This window comes from Niveispirillum sp. CC-CTL257 (assembly GCF_059489915.1).
In genome coordinates, this window is sequence record NZ_JCAJXE010000001.1 from 330,239 (window position 1) to 346,701 (window position 16,463).

The 16,463-nt window shown below is 62.3% G+C and carries 18 protein-coding genes and 4 tRNA genes; 20 read left to right on the forward strand and 2 right to left on the reverse strand.

Translation table 11 applies throughout. The features are described 5' to 3' along the window. Positions 1–43: 43 nt before the first annotated feature. Both ABC729_RS01610 and ABC729_RS01615 read right to left on the reverse strand, forming a co-directional pair. Positions 44–1,066: a hypothetical protein gene (locus ABC729_RS01610; RefSeq protein WP_495605929.1), complete on the reverse strand. Its 1,023-nt coding sequence runs from the start codon at positions 1,064–1,066 to the stop codon at positions 44–46. Between the two features lie 20 nt (positions 1,067–1,086). Further along, positions 1,087–1,452: a PadR family transcriptional regulator gene (locus tag ABC729_RS01615; RefSeq protein WP_102110697.1), complete on the reverse strand. Its 366-nt coding sequence runs from the start codon at positions 1,450–1,452 to the stop codon at positions 1,087–1,089. Positions 1,453–1,549: 97 nt separating this feature from the next. Between ABC729_RS01615 and ABC729_RS01620 the strand changes: the two genes are divergently transcribed. The 20 genes from ABC729_RS01620 (at position 1,550) to nuoK (ending at position 16,462) form a co-directional block, all read left to right on the forward strand. Next, positions 1,550–2,041 carry a GNAT family N-acetyltransferase gene (locus tag ABC729_RS01620; protein WP_495605930.1) on the forward strand — a complete coding sequence of 164 codons (492 nt, stop codon included), beginning with the start codon at positions 1,550–1,552 and terminating at the stop codon, positions 2,039–2,041. 93 nt (positions 2,042–2,134) lie between these two features. Continuing rightward, a complete protein-coding gene (locus ABC729_RS01625) occupies positions 2,135–2,359 on the forward strand; it encodes a hypothetical protein (protein ID WP_495605931.1) in 225 nt (74 codons plus the stop codon). Positions 2,360–2,606: 247 nt separating this feature from the next. Further along, positions 2,607–5,015, forward strand: a complete 2,409-nt coding sequence (lon, locus tag ABC729_RS01630) for an endopeptidase La (protein ID WP_495605932.1) — start codon at positions 2,607–2,609, stop codon at positions 5,013–5,015. A gap of 143 nt (positions 5,016–5,158) precedes the next feature. Further along, entirely contained in the window at positions 5,159–5,431 is a 273-nt protein-coding gene (locus ABC729_RS01635) for an HU family DNA-binding protein (protein ID WP_054170185.1), read from the forward strand. Between the two features lie 173 nt (positions 5,432–5,604). Then, positions 5,605–5,679, forward strand: a tRNA-Val gene (locus ABC729_RS01640). Between the two features lie 117 nt (positions 5,680–5,796). Beyond that, positions 5,797–6,021 carry a hypothetical protein gene (locus ABC729_RS01645; protein ID WP_495605933.1) on the forward strand — a complete coding sequence of 75 codons (225 nt, stop codon included), beginning with the start codon at positions 5,797–5,799 and terminating at the stop codon, positions 6,019–6,021. A gap of 113 nt (positions 6,022–6,134) precedes the next feature. Then, positions 6,135–6,211 (forward strand) — tRNA-Asp (locus ABC729_RS01650). 47 nt (positions 6,212–6,258) lie between these two features. Further along, positions 6,259–6,335, forward strand: a tRNA-Asp gene (locus ABC729_RS01655). Between the two features lie 51 nt (positions 6,336–6,386). Then, a tRNA-Asp gene (locus tag ABC729_RS01660) sits at positions 6,387–6,463 on the forward strand. Positions 6,464–6,913: 450 nt separating this feature from the next. Continuing rightward, a complete protein-coding gene (locus tag ABC729_RS01665) occupies positions 6,914–7,282 on the forward strand; it encodes an NADH-quinone oxidoreductase subunit A (RefSeq protein WP_292912894.1) in 369 nt (122 codons plus the stop codon). A 32-nt stretch (positions 7,283–7,314) separates the two neighbouring features. Continuing rightward, the gene (locus ABC729_RS01670; RefSeq protein ID WP_495605934.1) at positions 7,315–7,866 is read left to right on the forward strand and encodes a NuoB/complex I 20 kDa subunit family protein; all 552 of its coding nucleotides are present in this window, start codon (positions 7,315–7,317) and stop codon (positions 7,864–7,866) included. Positions 7,867–7,894: 28 nt separating this feature from the next. Continuing rightward, positions 7,895–8,539: an NADH-quinone oxidoreductase subunit C gene (locus ABC729_RS01675; RefSeq protein ID WP_495605935.1), complete on the forward strand. Its 645-nt coding sequence runs from the start codon at positions 7,895–7,897 to the stop codon at positions 8,537–8,539. Positions 8,540–8,584: 45 nt separating this feature from the next. Continuing rightward, positions 8,585–9,793 carry an NADH-quinone oxidoreductase subunit D gene (locus tag ABC729_RS01680; protein ID WP_495608625.1) on the forward strand — a complete coding sequence of 403 codons (1,209 nt, stop codon included), beginning with the start codon at positions 8,585–8,587 and terminating at the stop codon, positions 9,791–9,793. Then, positions 9,790–10,434: an NADH-quinone oxidoreductase subunit NuoE gene (gene nuoE / locus ABC729_RS01685; protein ID WP_495605936.1), complete on the forward strand. Its 645-nt coding sequence runs from the start codon at positions 9,790–9,792 to the stop codon at positions 10,432–10,434. The genes ABC729_RS01680 and nuoE overlap by 4 nt, the downstream gene beginning before the upstream one ends. A 14-nt stretch (positions 10,435–10,448) precedes the next feature. Next, positions 10,449–11,747, forward strand: a complete 1,299-nt coding sequence (nuoF, locus tag ABC729_RS01690; protein ID WP_495605937.1) for an NADH-quinone oxidoreductase subunit NuoF — start codon at positions 10,449–10,451, stop codon at positions 11,745–11,747. A gap of 21 nt (positions 11,748–11,768) precedes the next feature. Further along, positions 11,769–13,835, forward strand: a complete 2,067-nt coding sequence (nuoG, locus tag ABC729_RS01695) for an NADH-quinone oxidoreductase subunit NuoG (protein ID WP_495605938.1) — start codon at positions 11,769–11,771, stop codon at positions 13,833–13,835. A gap of 6 nt (positions 13,836–13,841) precedes the next feature. Then, on the forward strand, positions 13,842–14,849 hold the full coding sequence (gene nuoH, locus ABC729_RS01700) for an NADH-quinone oxidoreductase subunit NuoH (RefSeq protein ID WP_495605939.1): 1,008 nt from the start codon (positions 13,842–13,844) through the stop codon (positions 14,847–14,849). An 87-nt stretch (positions 14,850–14,936) separates the two neighbouring features. Next, positions 14,937–15,425, forward strand: coding sequence for an NADH-quinone oxidoreductase subunit NuoI (gene nuoI / locus ABC729_RS01705; protein WP_054170170.1), 489 nt, complete (start codon positions 14,937–14,939; stop codon positions 15,423–15,425). Positions 15,426–15,524: 99 nt separating this feature from the next. After that, on the forward strand, positions 15,525–16,142 hold the full coding sequence (locus tag ABC729_RS01710; RefSeq protein ID WP_054170169.1) for an NADH-quinone oxidoreductase subunit J: 618 nt from the start codon (positions 15,525–15,527) through the stop codon (positions 16,140–16,142). Positions 16,143–16,144: 2 nt separating this feature from the next. Beyond that, the gene (nuoK, locus tag ABC729_RS01715; RefSeq protein WP_495605940.1) at positions 16,145–16,462 is read left to right on the forward strand and encodes an NADH-quinone oxidoreductase subunit NuoK; all 318 of its coding nucleotides are present in this window, start codon (positions 16,145–16,147) and stop codon (positions 16,460–16,462) included. Position 16,463: the final 1 nt, after the last annotated feature.

The following is a 16,463-nucleotide window of genomic DNA, read 5'->3' on the forward strand; positions in this document are numbered from 1 at the left end:
GCCGGGGGGCGGCACATGCGACAAGGCAGTCCGATGGTGCTTATCAGGCCGGAACGGCGGCCAGCTTATTAAGCTTCAAATGGATGGCCAGGCGTCGGTCGCGGTGCAGCCGTTCGATCAGATAGCCCAGCAGGAAGATGGCCGCGATACCGCCGACAATGCGCAGGGGCTGTTCCTTCGACACGCCATACATCACCAGATTGGTCATCAGCCCGGCGAACAGCGGCACGAACCAGAACCACCACATCAGGCGGCGCTGCCGGCTCTGCCGGTTCAGTTCCGTTTCATAGAGCGCCCGGACAGCCGTGCTGTCGGCATCCAGCGGGGCAGGACGGGCGGCACCGCGCAGCGCCAGATAAACCAGGATGCAGGCATAGCCGGTCAGAAAGCTCCAGCCCAGCGGGGCGACCGGCGGCTGAAACCGCGCCAGGAAATAGCCCGACACACCGATGATCATGGCGAGCGCCGCCATTTCGGCCCGGTTGCGCACGCGGGTGCGCTGGACGAACTGATTGTAATCGCTGAACAGGGGCTGTGCGGGCTTGCGCCGAACCGCGTCGGGATTCTCCATGGCACCCAGGGTCCACAGAATGGGGAAGGACAGGCAGGCCAGCACGATTAGCGAACGCGACAAGGCCCAGGCCGGATCGAGATGGCCGGCGGCGATCAGCACATGCATCACCGTCTGCTGCGCCACGACGCACAGGGCCGCCGTGATGGCATCGAACAGGCCCTGGCGTACCGGGTTGTCATCACTGCGATAGATATTCCGCAGCAGCAACCCGACCATAGCCAGACCCATGGGCAGGGCGGCGCAGGCCGCATTGGTCACGGCCCGGTCGGTGCGGTCCAATTCAAACCCACCCAGGCAGGCGAACAGGATGAACAGCTGCAACCCGATCACCGGCAGCCGTGATGCCCGCCGTGCCTGTTCGGCCACCAGCGGCGGCACGGAACGCAGCCCCTCGGCGGCCAATTGCCCCGGCGAGCGGCAGCTTTCCGCCAGATCGCCCATCACCGCCTCCCGCGAGGCGGGCGGCAGCACCATCTGGATCAGGCGTCCCACCAATCCCGGTGAGGGACTGCTTACGCGATCGCGCTGTCTTTCCATATCCCCACTCCCCATTGCTGTTCGATAGCATCGCAGATGCGTTTGGCGGTCGCCGCCGCGTCCCGCAGGGCCATTTCCCCCGAAACTTCAAGCCGGAAGCAGCGTTTGGCCCGTCCGCCCCTTTCCGGTGTGGGATCGGTCATCCAGGAGGTGACCAGCCCCTTATCCTCCATCCGGTCCAAGGTGGCGTAGACGGCGCCCAACGCCACCTTCCGCGGTCGCGACAGCTCTTCCACCTTGGCGTGGATGGTCACGCCATAGGCGCTGTCCCCCAGTGACAGCACGGCCGTCAGCACAACCTGCTCAAACTGTCCAAGGGTGGCGTTCGCGACCGCTTTCATAATCCATACCCTGTATGAGTTATGTTGCATACGGTGTAGGAGAAATGGTTGGGCGTCAAGGGCGATTGTGTGGCGTTCGACGGCATGTCATTGCCTGATGACTGTTGACCGCTGCTTGTCGCGTGCCATGCCCATCCGCCCCGCCACCGCCGCCGATCTGCCCTTCATCCATAGCCTCGCCCCGCGTCTGGCCGGGGCCGCCGACCTGTCCTGGCGCAGCGCGGACGAGGTGATGCGGTTTCAGCGCTGTTTCATGCATGAGACGCTGGAGGCACCCAAGCCTGGGGCGGTGACTTTCATCGCAGAGGATGAAAGCGGCGTGCCGTCGGGATTCGTGCATGCCGAACCGATGCTGGATATCTTCACCGATCAGATCGCCGCCTATATCCCGCTGCTGGCCGTGACCGAAGCGGCGGAGGGGCAGGGGACGGCCAAGGCCCTGATGGCGGCGGTGGAGGAATGGGCCAGGCGCCAGGGCTATGCGTCCCTGTCACTGGATGTCTTTGCCAGTAATGCGCGTGGCCGCGCCTTCTATGCCCGGTTGGGCTATGGGGAGGAGACGCTGCGGCTGGTGAAGGACATTCGGTAGCACCCCCAACCGTTCGAGAACCCTTGTCAACCGCCCCACCAACCCTTACACAATCGGCCAGAATTCCATCGTCTCGTTCCGGGGGAGAAGAATATGGCCGGCGCACATGGGCCCGTGGTGGTCGACAACAAGCTCGTGAAGGAACATGCCGAGGGTTGGCATGCCTTTACCCGTTTCACCACCATCGGCATCATCGCCGTGGTGCTGTTTCTGCTGATGCTGATGCTGCATTTCTTCATCGGCTGGGGCTATGCGGTGCTGTTCATGGTGCTGGGCTATGTCGTGCTGACCTTCGCCGCCTTGCTGGGCAAGGTATAAGGCACGCCGCCACACCGACGGATTTCGTTTGGAAAAGGGCCGCCGGCACCGCCGCGCGGCCCTTTTTGCGCATGTGACAAACCCGTAGTACGCCTTTGGCGTGGTTCAAGCCCTTGAAGGGGGGGTATTGGTGTGCCACGTTAACGCCTGACGCCGTCACGACCGTTTCAACCCGTGCCCATCTGGGGCGGGCGGTCGGTCCAGGCCCAGCGGGGCTGGCGGCATGCATATAGAAGGCTGACTTAAGATGCTGGACATCCCCCGCGGTGTTCTCTACCCGGTCCTCCCGCTGAGAGACATCGTCGTCTTCCCGCACATGATCGTCCCGTTGTTCGTGGGCCGCGAGAAATCCGTCCGCGCGCTGGAAGACGTGATGAAGGATGACAAGCAGATCCTGCTGGTCACCCAGAAGAACGCCTCCCAGGATGACCCCACGCCGGCCGACATCTTTTCTGTCGGCACCATCGGCACGGTTTTGCAGCTGCTGAAGCTGCCCGACGGCACAGTGAAGGTGCTGGTGGAGGGCGGCAAGCGCGCCACCATCACCAAGTTCGGTGAGAATGAGGATTTCTTCCAGGCCTATGCCGAGCTGATCGACGAGAAGGTGGGCGAGCCGCAGGAGCTTGAGGCCCTGTCGCGCGCGGCCGTGTCGCAGTTCGAGCAATATATCAAGCTGAACAAGAAGATCCCGCCCGAGGTGCTGGTTTCCATCAACCAGATCGAAGAGCCGGGCAAGCTAGCCGACACCATCGCCAGCCATCTCCAGCTGAAGATCCCTGAAAAGCAGCAGTTGCTGGAGACCCCCACGGTCGCCGAGCGGTTGGAGCGGGTCTATGCCTTCATGGAAGGCGAGATCGGGGTGCTGCAGGTGGAAAAGCGCATCCGCAGCCGCGTGAAGCGCCAGATGGAGAAGACCCAGCGCGAGTACTATCTGAATGAGCAGATGAAGGCCATTCAGAAGGAATTGGGCGAGGGCGAGGACGGCAAGGACGAGGTGGCGGAGATCGAGGAAAAGATCGCCAAGACCAAGTTCAGCAAGGAAGCCCGCGAAAAGGCCCTGGCCGAGGTTAAGAAGCTGCGCACCATGAGCCCGATGAGCGCCGAGGCGACGGTGGTGCGCAACTATCTGGACTGGATGCTGTCGATCCCCTGGAAGAAGCGCAGCAAGATCAAGAAGGATATCAAGGGTGCGGAAACCATCCTGAACGCCGACCATCACGGTCTGGAGAAGGTCAAGGAACGCATCCTGGAATATCTGGCGGTCCAGCAGCGCATGGACAAGGTGAAGGGCCCGATCCTGTGTCTGGTCGGTCCCCCCGGCGTGGGCAAGACCTCGCTGGGCAAGTCCATTGCCAAGGCCACGGGCCGCAACTTTGTGCGCATGTCCCTGGGCGGCGTGCGGGATGAGGCCGAGGTACGCGGTCACCGCCGTACCTATATCGGCTCTATGCCCGGCAAGGTCATCCAGGGCATGAAGAAGGCCAAGACCTCCAACCCGCTATTCCTGCTGGACGAGATCGACAAGCTGGGCGCCGACTGGCGCGGCGATCCGTCGTCGGCCCTGCTGGAGGTACTGGACCCTGAGCAGAACAGCACCTTCAGCGACCATTATCTGGAGGTCGATTACGACCTGTCGGACGTGATGTTCGTCTGCACGGCCAATTCGCTGCGCATGCCGCAGCCGCTGTTGGACCGTATGGAGATCATCCGTCTGGCCGGTTACACCGAGGATGAGAAGGTGGAGATCGCCAAGCGCCACCTGATCGCCAAGCAGGTGAGCGACCATGGCCTGAAGGCCGGCGAATTCACCATCACCGACGAGGCACTGCGCGACCTGATTCGCTATTACACGCGCGAAGCCGGCGTGCGCTCGCTGGAGCGTGAGATCGCCAATCTGGCGCGCAAGGCCATCAAAGAGATCCTGATGAAGGGTCTCGACAAGGTGAAGGTCACGCCTAAGAACCTCGAAAAGTTCGCGGGCGTGAAGCGCTTCCGATTCGGCGAGGCCGAGCTGGAGGATCAGGTCGGTGCCACCACCGGTCTGGCCTGGACCGAAGTGGGCGGAGAGATCCTGACCATCGAGGCCGTGATGCTGCGCGGCAAGGGCCGCATCCAGACCACGGGCAAGCTGGGCGACGTCATGAAGGAATCGGTGCAGGCCGCCGAATCCTATGTGAAGGCCAACGCACTGAAGTTCGGGATCAAGCCGACCCTGTTCGAAAAGCGCGACATCCATGTCCATGTGCCGGAGGGGGCGACCCCGAAGGATGGCCCGTCGGCTGGCGTGGCCATGATCACTACCATCGTCTCTGTCCTGACGGGCATCGCGGTGGCCAAGGACATTGCCATGACGGGTGAGATTACCCTGCGTGGCAAGGTTCTGGCCATTGGCGGCCTGAAGGAAAAGCTGCTGGCGGCACTCCGGGCGGGAATCAAGCGCGTGCTGATTCCCAAGGATAATGAGAAGGATCTGGCCGAAATCCCCGATAACGTCAAAAAGGGCCTGACGATCATCCCGGTTTCAACCGTAGATGAGGTTCTTGCGCAGGCGTTGGTGACGGCGCCGGTTGGAATTGAGTGGTCTGAGCCCGAAGAAGTGGCCCAGGTGCCCGGAAAAGCTGGGGATGAAGAGCGTGACGGCGTGATTCGCCATTGAAGTACGATTGGAAATCGTGTGAATTGGGTTCCGCCGCCACCCGCACAAACCCTTGTGTTGGCGGCGGAACCCAATCCCTTGATGCCTGGGAAGACATCTCGGGCACGTTGCAACCGATACTCTCTTGATGAGGGGGGCCTTAAGTGAACAAGAACGATCTCGTTGCCGCGGTCGCCGAAGCGGCTGGTCTGTCCAAGGCGGACGCGAACAAGGCCGTCGATGCGGTTTTTGATGGGATCACCGGCGCGCTGAAGAAGGGCGACGAAGTGCGTCTGGTTGGCTTCGGCACCTTCGCGGTGGCCGAGCGCGCTGCCTCCGAGGGCCGCAATCCCCGCACCGGTGAGAAGATCTCCATCGCCGCCAGCAAGCAGCCGAAGTTCAAGCCCGGCAAGGGCCTGAAGGACGCGCTGAACTAAGCGACAGCTGTCTGGGATGCCCGGCGATATGCCGGGCGGCCTGACGGATAGAAAACGGGCGGCCGTCGGGCGCGCCCGTTTTTCGTTTTATGGACCTTTTCATGTCAGGCCCCGGCAACTTCTTTGTTGATTCTCCCGTTTCTGCCGCTATTGTCCCGGCCAGCGAACGGTTCGGGCGGTTAGCTCAGAGGTAGAGCATCGGTTTTACACACCGCAGGTCGGGGGTTCGATCCCCTCACCGCCCACCATTCCCTTCATCCGACATCGCTGATTTAGCATTCCACCTGTCGCGCGGCGGGCGGAACGGCTATGATGCCGGCATGGCCGTCACCGGCGGCTGTGTGCGAGAAAGAGGAAGGCGTTTCGTGACCGATTCCGCTGATCGTCGTTTGGGCGACCGTATTCTGGCTGCGCTGGAACTGGCCATCGACCAGCAGGAACTGGAAATCGCCGAACAGCTCTGGCGGGCGCTGGAACTGGCGCTCAGCCGCTATGGTGGCCCCGACGCCTTTGAGAAGCGGGACCCGCCCGCCAATCTGGACATCGTGCTGGACCGGCTGCTGGCCCTGCGCCACGCCAAGGGCACCTGACAAGCATTCGCCTGTCGATTTCATGTTTGACAAGGGTGGCGGGGTCGAATATACACCCGCCCACCTCAGCGGCGGCGGGGCTGGAAACGGTCGCGGCGCTGTTTGAAAAGTTTGCGGGTGTAGCTCAGTTGGTTAGAGCGCCGGCCTGTCACGCCGGAGGCCGCGGGTTCAAGTCCCGTCACTCGCGCCACTTTTCTTCGAGGTTCAGGCGCACTCTGACAAGTGTGCCGTTGTTGTGCGGGTGTAGCTCAGTTGGTTAGAGCGCCGGCCTGTCACGCCGGAGGCCGCGGGTTCAAGTCCCGTCACTCGCGCCATCCCCTGATGGATGGCCGTCCCGGAGAGGACGCTAACTTCTTCCGCCCTGCGCGGGTGTAGCTCAGTTGGTTAGAGCGCCGGCCTGTCACGCCGGAGGCCGCGGGTTCAAGTCCCGTCACTCGCGCCACCCTCCTTCAAAAATGTCTGCTGCATGATCTTTGATCTCTCGCGCGACATTTTGAAAATCCCATAGCGCAAATAGATTTTAAAATCAGCATCCCCACACGGGGATATGCTGAATTTTTGTATTTCCGAACCGTTTTGCGGTGCCATGCAATTGGTGCCATTGAGTAATCCCTGCAACGCAACGCTGGTTTGCCGCGCCGCACCAATCGGCGGAACTGTCAGCGTTTCCGCCCAGTTGCGAACGTTTCTCAGCCCCGAAATTGGCGTAATTCGCTTTCCTTCCGGTGTGGACGGGGCCTATATTCCCGTGGGCTCCGGGTTCCCCGGTGGCCTTCCTGGTCCATGAACCGCCCGTGGTTGCGACACGAATGATCCTCGGCCCGAGCCTGTCGGCCCGACGACTATCTGTGGCGCGGCACCGGGCTGAACCGGTGTCACGATGTCCGATCCGATGTCCAACCCGCTGCTGGTGCAGTATCTCCCGATCCTGGTCTTCCTGGCCATCGCCACGGTCGTGGCGGGTGCGATGATCGCGGCCTCCCTTGTGGTGGGCAAGCAGAAGCCCGATGCTGAGAAGCTGTCCGCCTATGAGTGCGGCTTCGAGGCGTTCGAGGATGCGCGCAGCAAGTTCGACGTCCGCTTCTATCTGGTGTCGATCCTGTTCATCATCTTCGACCTGGAAGTGGCTTTCCTGTTCCCGTGGGCGGTCGCCCTGGGCGATATCGGCATGTTCGGTTTCTGGTCGATGATGGTGTTCCTGGGCATCCTGACCATCGGCTTCATCTATGAATGGAAGAAGGGGGCGCTGGAGTGGGAGTGATCCCGTCCGGCCAGCCTGGGAGCGATAGAGCCATGAGCAGCAATCTCATCACCACGAACACCAGCCCCCTGCCGCCCGGCGCAGCGCAGGAGGCCTATCTGAATGCGGTCACCACCGAACTGAACGACAAGGGCTTCCTGGTCGCCAAGTATGATGACCTGCTGAACTGGGCGCGCACCGGCTCGCTCTGGCCCATGACCTTCGGTCTGGCCTGCTGCGCTGTGGAAATGATCCACGCCTATATGGCGCGCTATGATCTGGACCGGTTCGGCGTCATCCCCCGTCCCAGCCCGCGTCAGTCCGACGTGATGATCGTGGCCGGCACGCTCTGCAACAAGATGGCCCCGGCGCTCCGCAAGGTTTACGACCAGATGGCCGAACCGCGCTGGGTCATCTCGATGGGCAGCTGCGCCAATGGCGGCGGCTACTATCACTATTCCTACTCGGTGGTGCGCGGTTGCGACCGCATCGTGCCTGTCGACATCTATGTGCCCGGTTGCCCGCCCACGGCGGAGGCGCTGGTTTACGGCATTCTGCAATTGCAGAAGAAGATCAAGGGCGGTAACCGCCTGATCCGCGCCTGACGTTGGTTATTGGACGAGGACGCTTAGGATGAGCGACGAGGCCCTCAAGGAACTCGGTGACTATATCGGCAACGCCCTGGGCGCTGCTGTCGTGAAGACCGAGATCGCCCATGGCGAGCTGGCCGTGACCCTGACGCGCGCGGCGCTGTTCAAGGGTATCCAGTTCCTGCGTGATGATTCGACCACCCATTGCGAGATGCTGGCCGACATTGCCGGTGTGGACTATCCCGACCGCGCGGAGCGGTTCGAGGTTGTCTATAACCTGCTGTCCGTGAAGCACAACCACCGCATCCGTGTGAAGGTGGCAACGGACGAGGACACGCCCGTGGCCTCTGTTGTGTCGCTTTATCCTGTGGCTGGCTGGTTCGAGCGTGAGGCCTGGGATCTCTACGGCATTTTCTTCGCCGATAACCCTGACCTGCGCCGCATCCTCACCGACTATGGGTTTGAGGGGCATCCCCTGCGCAAGGACTTCCCGCTGACCGGCTTTGTCGAGCTGCGCTACGACGCCGAACAGCGCCGCGTCGTTTATGAACCGGTGAAGCTGACCCAGGATTTCCGCAGCTTCGACTTCCTGTCGCCCTGGGAAGGGATGACGGATGTGCAGCTGCCGGGCGATGAAAAGGCCGTTATCCCGCTGGCGGCACGTCCCGCCATCGCGGACAAGCGTTAAGGGGGCCAGGAGATGGCAACGACCAACGTCGCGACCGAAACCGGGATGTCCCTGTCGGCACCCGCCTCTCAGGGCGAAGTGGCGATCAAGCCCTTGACCATGAATTTCGGTCCCCAGCACCCGGCCGCCCATGGCGTGCTGCGTCTGGTGATGGAAATGGATGGCGAGGTGGTGGAACGCGCCGATCCGCATATCGGCCTACTGCACCGTGGCACCGAAAAGCTGATCGAGTACAAGACCTATACCCAGGCCACGCCCTATTTCGACCGGTTGGACTATGTGTCCCCGATGTCGATGGAGCACACCTGGGTGTTGGCCGTCGAAAAGCTGCTGGGCATCACCCCGCCCAAGCGCGGCCAGTATATCCGTGTGCTGTTCGCGGAGATCACCCGCGTTCTGAACCACCTGCTGAACCTCACCACCTTCGCGCTCGACGTCGGCGCCATCACGCCTGCCCTCTGGGGCTTTGAGGAGCGTGAGAAGCTGATGGAGTTCTATGAGCGGGTGTCGGGTGCGCGCCTGCATGCGAATTATTTCCGTCCCGGTGGCGTGAACCTGGATCTGCCGGCTGGTCTGGCCGACGATATCTTTGCCTATACCGAGACGTTCCCGAAATTCATGGCTGACCTGGAAGGGCTGCTGTCCGAGAACCGGGTGTTCAAGCAGCGCACCGTCGATATCGGTGTGGTGTCGGCTGCCGACGCGCTGGCCTGGGGCTTCTCCGGCCCGATGCTGCGCGGCTCCAACGTGGCCTGGGATCTGCGCAAGGCGCAGCCCTATGACAGCTATGAAGAGTTCGACTTCGACGTTCCCGTGGGTCTGACGGGCGATTGCTATGCCCGTTATCTGGTCCGCATGGAGGAGATGAAGCAGTCGATGCACATCATCCGCCAGGCGTTGGACAAGTTGTCCAAGACGCCGGGCCCGGTGAAGCTGAATGACCGCAAGGTTACGCCGCCGAGCCGTGGCGAGATGAAGCGCTCGATGGAAGCGCTGATCCACCATTTCAAGCTGTACACCGAAGGCTACCACGTGCCGGCTGGCGAGACCTATACGGCGACCGAGTCGCCCAAGGGTGAACTGGGCGTCTATCTGGTGGCTGACGGGACGAACCGCCCGTACCGCTGCAAGATTCGCCCCACGGGTTTCTCGCATCTGCAGGCGATGGATTTCATGTCCAAGGGCCACATGCTCGCCGACGCCGTGGCGATCATCGGCTCCATGGACATTGTGTTCGGAGAGATTGATCGATGAGTGCCGCCCATTCCCATGGCCCCGCAGTGGCGGAGCCGACCAGCTTCGAATTCACCGCAGAGAATATCGAGCTGGCCAAGCGCATCATCGCCAAGTACCCCGAGGGCCGACAACAAAGTGCGGTAATGCCGCTGCTTGATCTGGCCCAGCGTCAGTGCGGCGGCTGGCTGCCCAAAGTCGCCATCGATTATGTGGCTCACTATCTCGACATGGCGCCGATCCGCGCGCTGGAGGTGGCGAGCTTCTATACGATGTACAATCTGAAGCCTGTTGGTAAGCATTTCGTCCAGGTCTGCACCACCACGCCGTGCTGGCTGCGCGGGTCGGATGAGGTGCTGCATGCCTGCGAGAAGAAGCTGGGCATCAAGCCGGGTCAGACCACGGCGGACGGGCAGTTCACGGTGATCGAGGTTGAATGCCTGGGTGCGTGCGTGAATGCGCCCATGATGCAGATCGGCGACGATTTCTACGAGGACCTGACGGCGGAGACCACGGAGAAGATCCTGGATGCCTTGGCGCGTGGCGAGAAGCCCGCGACCGGTCCGCAGAATGGCCGTATCCGGGCTTGCGCCGTGGGCGGCCCGACGTCGCTGATCGAATCGGCTATCAAGGCGGGCGTGAAGCCCGCCGGCCAAGCGTAAGGGGAGGGTGAACCATGCTTCGCGATGAAGACCGCATCTTCACCAACCTCTACGGTTTCGAAAGCCCGTTCCTGGACGGGGCCAAGACCCGTGGCGACTGGTCCGGCACCAAGGAAATCCTGGATCTCGGTCGGGATAATATCATTGATCTGGTGAAGGAGTCTGGCCTGCGCGGTCGTGGCGGTGCCGGCTTCTCCACGGGCATGAAGTGGTCCTTCATGCCCAAGACCAGCAATGGCCCCGTCTATCTGGTGGTCAACGCCGACGAGGGCGAGCCCGGTACCTGTAAGGACCGGGAGATCATGCGCCATGATCCGCACAAGCTGATCGAAGGCTGCCTGATCGCTGGTTTCGCCATCGGTGCTACCGCCACCTATATCTATATCCGTGGTGAGTTCTATCACGAGGCCGCCAACGTTCAGCGCGCCATCGACGAGGCTTACGCCTCGGGCCTGATCGGCAAGAACGCCTGCGGTTCCGGCTATGATCACGACGTCTATCTGCATCTGGGCGCTGGCGCCTATATCTGCGGCGAAGAGACGGCGCTGATCGAAAGCCTGGAAGGTAAGAAGGGCCAGCCCCGCAACAAGCCCCCGTTCCCCGCCATGGCCGGCCTCTACAGCCGCCCGACGACGGTGAACAATGTCGAATCCATCGCGGTGGTGCCGACCATTCTGCGTCGTGGCGCTTCCTGGTTCGCCAATTTGGGCCGTCCCAAGAACAGCGGCACCAAGCTGTTCTGCGTGTCGGGCCATGTGAACCAGCCGGCGACCGTCGAAGAAGAGATGGGCATCCCGCTGAAGGAACTGATCGAGAAGCATTGCGGCGGCGTGCGTGGCGGCTGGGATAACCTGCTGGCCATCATCCCCGGCGGCTCCTCGGTTCCGCTGCTGCCCAAGGAAATCTGCGACACCGTCCTGATGGATTTCGACAGCCTGCGTGAGGTCCGCTCAGGTTTGGGCACGGCTGCCGTCATCGTCATGGACAAGTCCACGGACATCGTGAAGGCCATTGCGCGCCTGTCGAAGTTCTACATGCATGAGAGCTGCGGCCAGTGCACGCCTTGCCGTGAGGGCACGGGCTGGATGTGGCGCGTCATGGAACGTCTGGTGAAGGGTCAGGCGCATGTTGAGGAGATCGACATGCTGCTGGACGTCACCAAGCAGGTCGAAGGCCACACCATCTGCGCCCTGGGAGACGCGGCGGCGTGGCCGATCCAGGGTCTGATGCGCCATTTCCGCCCGGAAGTGGAACGCCGCATCCTGGAATACCGCACGCGCGCCGATCGCGGCGCCCGCGTGGCGGCCGAGTAATCGGGGTCTTACGAGGATATCATGCCCAAACTGACCATTGACGGCGTCGAGATCGAAGTCGCCCCCGGTACCTCGGTGCTTCAGGCCTGCGAACAGCTCGGCATCGAAGTGCCGCGCTTCTGCTATCATGAGCGCCTGTCCGTGCCGGCCAATTGCCGCATGTGCCTGGTGGAAGTGGAACGCATGCCCAAGCCGGCCGCATCCTGCGCGCTGCCGGTGGGCGAGGGGATGGTGGTGAAGACCAACACCCCCAACGTCCACAAGGCCCGCAAGGGCGTGATGGAATTCCTGCTGATCAACCATCCGCTGGACTGCCCCATCTGCGACCAGGGTGGCGAATGCGACCTGCAGGATCAGGCCGTGTCCTACGGCTATGATCGCAGCCGCTTTGAAGAGAACAAGCGCACCGTCAGCGACAAGTACATGGGTCCGCTGATCAAGACCTTCATGACCCGCTGCATCCAGTGCACGCGCTGCATCCGCTTCGTGGATGAGATTGCTGGTGTGCCGGCCCTGGGCGGTCTGGCCCGTGGTGAACATCTGGAGATCACGCCGGCGCTGGAAGCCGGTGTGAATTCGGAAATGTCGGGCAATCTGGTCGATGTTTGCCCCGTGGGTGCGCTGACCTCCAAGCCTTACTCGTTCAATGCCCGCCCCTGGGAACTGCGCAAGACGGAAAGCATCGACGTCATGGACGCGGTGGGTTCCAACATTCGCATCGACGCCCGCGGCGGCGAGGTTTTGCGCGTTCTGCCGCGCCTGAACGAGGATGTGAACGAGGAATGGATCAGCGACAAGACCCGCTATGCCATTGATGGCCTGAAGCGTCAGCGTCTGGACCGTCCCTATGTGCGTGGTGCCGACGGCAAGCTGAAGCCCGCCACCTGGGCCGAGGCGTTTGCCGCCATCAAGGCCCGGGTTGCCGGTGTGGCCGGTTCCAAGATTGCCGGTGTCGCTGGCGATCTGGTCGATGTCGAAAGCACGGTCGCCCTGAAGGACCTGTTGAACGCGCTGGGTTCGCAGAACCTGGATTGCCGTCAGGACGGGGCCAGCTTCGATGCCAGCAACCGCGCCGGCTACATCTTCAATAGCGGCATTGCCGGGATTGAGAATGCCGACGTCGTCCTGCTGATCGGCACCAACCCGCGCTGGGAAGCGCCGCTGGTGAATTCCCGCATCCGCAAGACCTACCTGACCGGCAAGCTGAAGAAGGTTGCCGTCGTCGGTCAGAATATCGACCTGACCTACCCGACGGAGTGGCTGGGCAATGCCGGTTCGGTCCTGACCGATCTGGCCAATGGTACCCACGCCTTTGCCGAAACCCTGCGCAATGCCAAGAACCCGCTGATCATCCTGGGCGCCGGCGCGCTGCGCCGTGGCGATGGTCCGGCGGTGCAGGCGGCGGCGCGGAAACTGGCCGAAACGGTGGGTGCCGTGCGTGAGGGCTGGAACGGCTTCAACGTTCTGCATCTGGCCGCAGGCCGAGTCGGTGCGCTGGATGCCGGTTTCCTGCCGGGTGCCGGTGGCCGCGACCTGGGCGGTATCCTGTCCGGTGCGCAGAAGGGCGAGATCGAGGTCGTGTACCTGCTGGGTGCCGACGAGATCGAGGCCGACCGCTTCGGCAAGGCCTTCGTGATCTATCAGGGTCACCATGGCGACCGTGGTGCCCACCGCGCCGACGTCATCCTGCCGGGTGCCGCCTACACGGAAAAGAACGCCACCTACGTCAACACCGAAGGCCGCGTGCAGCAGGCCCGTCTGGCCGCCTTCCCGCTGGGTGAGGCGCGCGAGGACTGGAAGATCCTGCGCGCCCTATCGGCGGAACTGGGCCAGACCCTGCCCTATGACACGCTGGCGCAGCTGCGCCAGCGCATGGTGGCGCTGAACCCCGTGTTCGGCACGCTGGACCGTCTGGTGCCGGCATCCTGGGGTCCGTTCGGGACCGAGGGTGCGGTGGCCGATGCGCACTTCACCTCGCCGGTGGAGAATTTCTACATGACCGACCCGATCAGCCGTGCGTCGCAGACCATGGCCGATTGTACGGAAGCCTTTCTGAAGCCGGCCCTGGCGGCCGCCGCGGCGGAGTAAGTGACGATGTGGGAATTGTGGGCTGAACTGCCGCTGATCGTCCGTATCGTCGCGGGCATCGTCACCATCGTGGTGCCGCTGCTGATCGGCATGGCGATGCTGACCTATTTTGAACGCAAGGTGATGGCCGCGATGCAGCTGCGCCAGGGTCCGAATGTGGTCGGTCCCTTCGGTCTTTTGCAGCCCTTCGCCGATGGTCTTAAGCTTCTGGCCAAGGAAACCGTCATCCCGACGGGTGCCAATGCCGGTGTCTTCGTGGCCGCCCCGATGCTGACCTTCCTCCTGGCCCTGGTGGCCTGGGCGGTGATCCCGTTCGGGGAGGGGCTGGTGCTGGCTGACATCAATGTCGGTGTGCTGTACCTGTTCGCGATCTCCTCGCTGGGCGTGTACGGCATCATCATGGCCGGCTGGGCGTCCAACTCCAAATACGCCTTCCTGGGCGGTTTGCGCGCGGCGGCACAGATGGTGTCGTATGAGGTCTCTATCGGCCTCGTTATCATCACCGTCCTGCTCTGCGTCGGGTCGCTGAACCTGTCGAAGATCGTGGAAGCGCAGAAGACCGTCTGGTTCTTCATCCCGCTGTTCCCGATGTTCATCATCTTCTTTATCTCGGCCCTGGCCGAGACGAACCGCGCCCCGTTCGACTTGCCCGAAGGTGAGTCGGAGCTGTCGGGCGGCTTCAACGTCGAATATTCGTCGATGACCTTCGCCCTGTTCTTCCTGGGCGAATACATCAACATGATCCTGATGAGCGGCATGACGACGGTGTTGTTCCTGGGGGGCTGGCTGCCGCCCCTGGACATTGCGCCGTTGAACTGGATTCCGGGTCCGCTCTGGTTCATCGCCAAGATCTGTTTTGTGCTGTTCTGCTTCATCTGGGTCCGCGCGACGCTGCCGCGTTACCGCTATGACCAGCTGATGCGTCTGGGGTGGAAGGTGTTCCTGCCGTTCTCCCTGATCTGGGTGGTGCTGACGTCCGGTGTGCTGGTCTATTTCGACCTGCTGCCCAAGTGATTTCGTGAGGGGGAGGGGGCTTTTCAACCCCCTGCCGGTGATGCTTGAGGGTGGGTCGTAAGGCGCGCCCGATTATGGAGGTGAAACATGGCCTTGCTCGACCGTACGGCGCGCGGCCTGTTCTTGTGGGAACTGGTGAAGGGCATGGCGCTGACTTTCAGCTACATGTTCAAGCCGCGTGTGACCCTGAACTATCCGTATGAGCGTGGCCCCACGAGCCCGCGCTTCCGGGGTGAGCATGCGCTGCGCCGCTATCCCAATGGGGAAGAACGCTGCATCGCCTGCAAGCTGTGCGAGGCCATCTGCCCGGCGCTCGCCATCACCATCGAGGCCGAACCGCGTGAGGATGGCAGCCGCCGTACCACGCGCTACGACATTGACATGACGAAGTGCATCTATTGCGGCCTGTGCCAGGAGGCCTGCCCGGTCGATGCCATCGTCGAGGGGCCGAACCTAGAATTCGCGACGGAAACGCGCGAGGAGCTGTACTACAACAAGGACAAGCTGCTTGCGAATGGTGACCGTTGGGAGGCGCAGATCGCGGCCAATCTGGCCGCTGACGCGCCCTACCGTTGACCTCATCGATGGCCGGGTCCCCGGCCATCCACATTCCTTCGCCCGGAGTATCCTCCGTGACCCAGTACCCGATGACCACAGCGCCGGAGGCGGCGTAACATGACCCTGACCGCAATCGCATTCTATGCGTTCGCCATCATCCTGCTGGCCTCTGCCGTGCGGGTGATCACGGCCAAGAACCCGGTACACTCGGTTCTGTTCCTGATCCTCGCCTTCTTCAACGCGGCCGGTCTGTTCGTCCTGATCGGCGCTGAATTCGTGGCCATGATCCTGGTCATCGTCTATGTCGGCGCGGTGGCGGTGCTGTTCCTGTTCGTGGTGATGATGCTCGACATCAATTTCCAGGAACTCCGGCAGGGCTTCATGCGCTACATGCCGGTGGGGCTGGTTGTCGGCGCCATTCTGGCGGTGGAGCTGGTGTTCCTGGCGGCAACGCAGCTGGCGGGCGGCCCGGTGGGCGGTCAGGCCAACAATGCGCCGATCCCGCCGGTCGATCAGGTGACCAACACCGAAGCCATCGGCCATATCCTCTATACCGACTATGTGTACGCCTTCCAGGTCTCGGGCCTGATCCTGCTGGTCGCCATGATCGGCGCCATCGTGCTGACCTTGCGGTCGCGCCCCGGTGTCCGTCGCCAGCAGATCGGCCAGCAGCTTGATCGCAAGCGCGCCGAGGTGGTGCAGGTACGCAAGGTCCCGACGCGGGGGGGCGTCTGATCATGGAACTCGGCTCTATCGGCCTGGCGCATTACCTGACGCTGTCGGCCATCCTCTTCACCATCGGCGTGTTCGGGATTTTCCTGAACCGGAAGAACGTCATCGTGATCCTGATGTCGGTCGAGATGATCCTTCTCGCGGTCAACATCAATCTGGTGTCCTTCTCCGTCTATCTGAACGATCTGGTAGGTCAGATTTTCACCATGTTCATCCTGACGGTGGCCGCCGCAGAGGCCGCCATCGGTCTGGCGATCCTGGTGGTCTATTTCCGTAACCGCGGCACCATCGCGGTTGAAGACATCAACATGATGAAGGGTTGAG

Excerpts from the sequence above, each read along its gene's own strand:
- ABC729_RS01665 (WP_292912894.1), top strand. The coding sequence starts at position 6,914 with ATGTCCAACCCGCTGCTGGTGCAGTATCTCCCGATCCTGGTCTTCCTG.
- nuoF (WP_495605937.1), top strand. The coding sequence starts at position 10,449 with ATGCTTCGCGATGAAGACCGCATCTTCACCAACCTCTACGGTTTCGAA.
- nuoG (WP_495605938.1), top strand. The coding sequence starts at position 11,769 with ATGCCCAAACTGACCATTGACGGCGTCGAGATCGAAGTCGCCCCCGGT.
- ABC729_RS01710 (WP_054170169.1), top strand. The coding sequence starts at position 15,525 with ATGACCCTGACCGCAATCGCATTCTATGCGTTCGCCATCATCCTGCTG.
- ABC729_RS01620 (WP_495605930.1), top strand. The coding sequence starts at position 1,550 with ATGACTGTTGACCGCTGCTTGTCGCGTGCCATGCCCATCCGCCCCGCC.
- ABC729_RS01615 (WP_102110697.1), bottom strand. The coding sequence starts at position 1,452 with ATGAAAGCGGTCGCGAACGCCACCCTTGGACAGTTTGAGCAGGTTGTG.
- ABC729_RS01670 (WP_495605934.1), top strand. The coding sequence starts at position 7,315 with ATGAGCAGCAATCTCATCACCACGAACACCAGCCCCCTGCCGCCCGGC.
- ABC729_RS01675 (WP_495605935.1), top strand. The coding sequence starts at position 7,895 with ATGAGCGACGAGGCCCTCAAGGAACTCGGTGACTATATCGGCAACGCC.
- nuoE (WP_495605936.1), top strand. The coding sequence starts at position 9,790 with ATGAGTGCCGCCCATTCCCATGGCCCCGCAGTGGCGGAGCCGACCAGC.
- nuoK (WP_495605940.1), top strand. The coding sequence starts at position 16,145 with ATGGAACTCGGCTCTATCGGCCTGGCGCATTACCTGACGCTGTCGGCC.
- lon (WP_495605932.1), top strand. The coding sequence starts at position 2,607 with ATGCTGGACATCCCCCGCGGTGTTCTCTACCCGGTCCTCCCGCTGAGA.
- ABC729_RS01625 (WP_495605931.1), top strand. The coding sequence starts at position 2,135 with ATGGCCGGCGCACATGGGCCCGTGGTGGTCGACAACAAGCTCGTGAAG.
- nuoH (WP_495605939.1), top strand. The coding sequence starts at position 13,842 with ATGTGGGAATTGTGGGCTGAACTGCCGCTGATCGTCCGTATCGTCGCG.
- nuoI (WP_054170170.1), top strand. The coding sequence starts at position 14,937 with ATGGCCTTGCTCGACCGTACGGCGCGCGGCCTGTTCTTGTGGGAACTG.
- ABC729_RS01680 (WP_495608625.1), top strand. The coding sequence starts at position 8,585 with ATGTCCCTGTCGGCACCCGCCTCTCAGGGCGAAGTGGCGATCAAGCCC.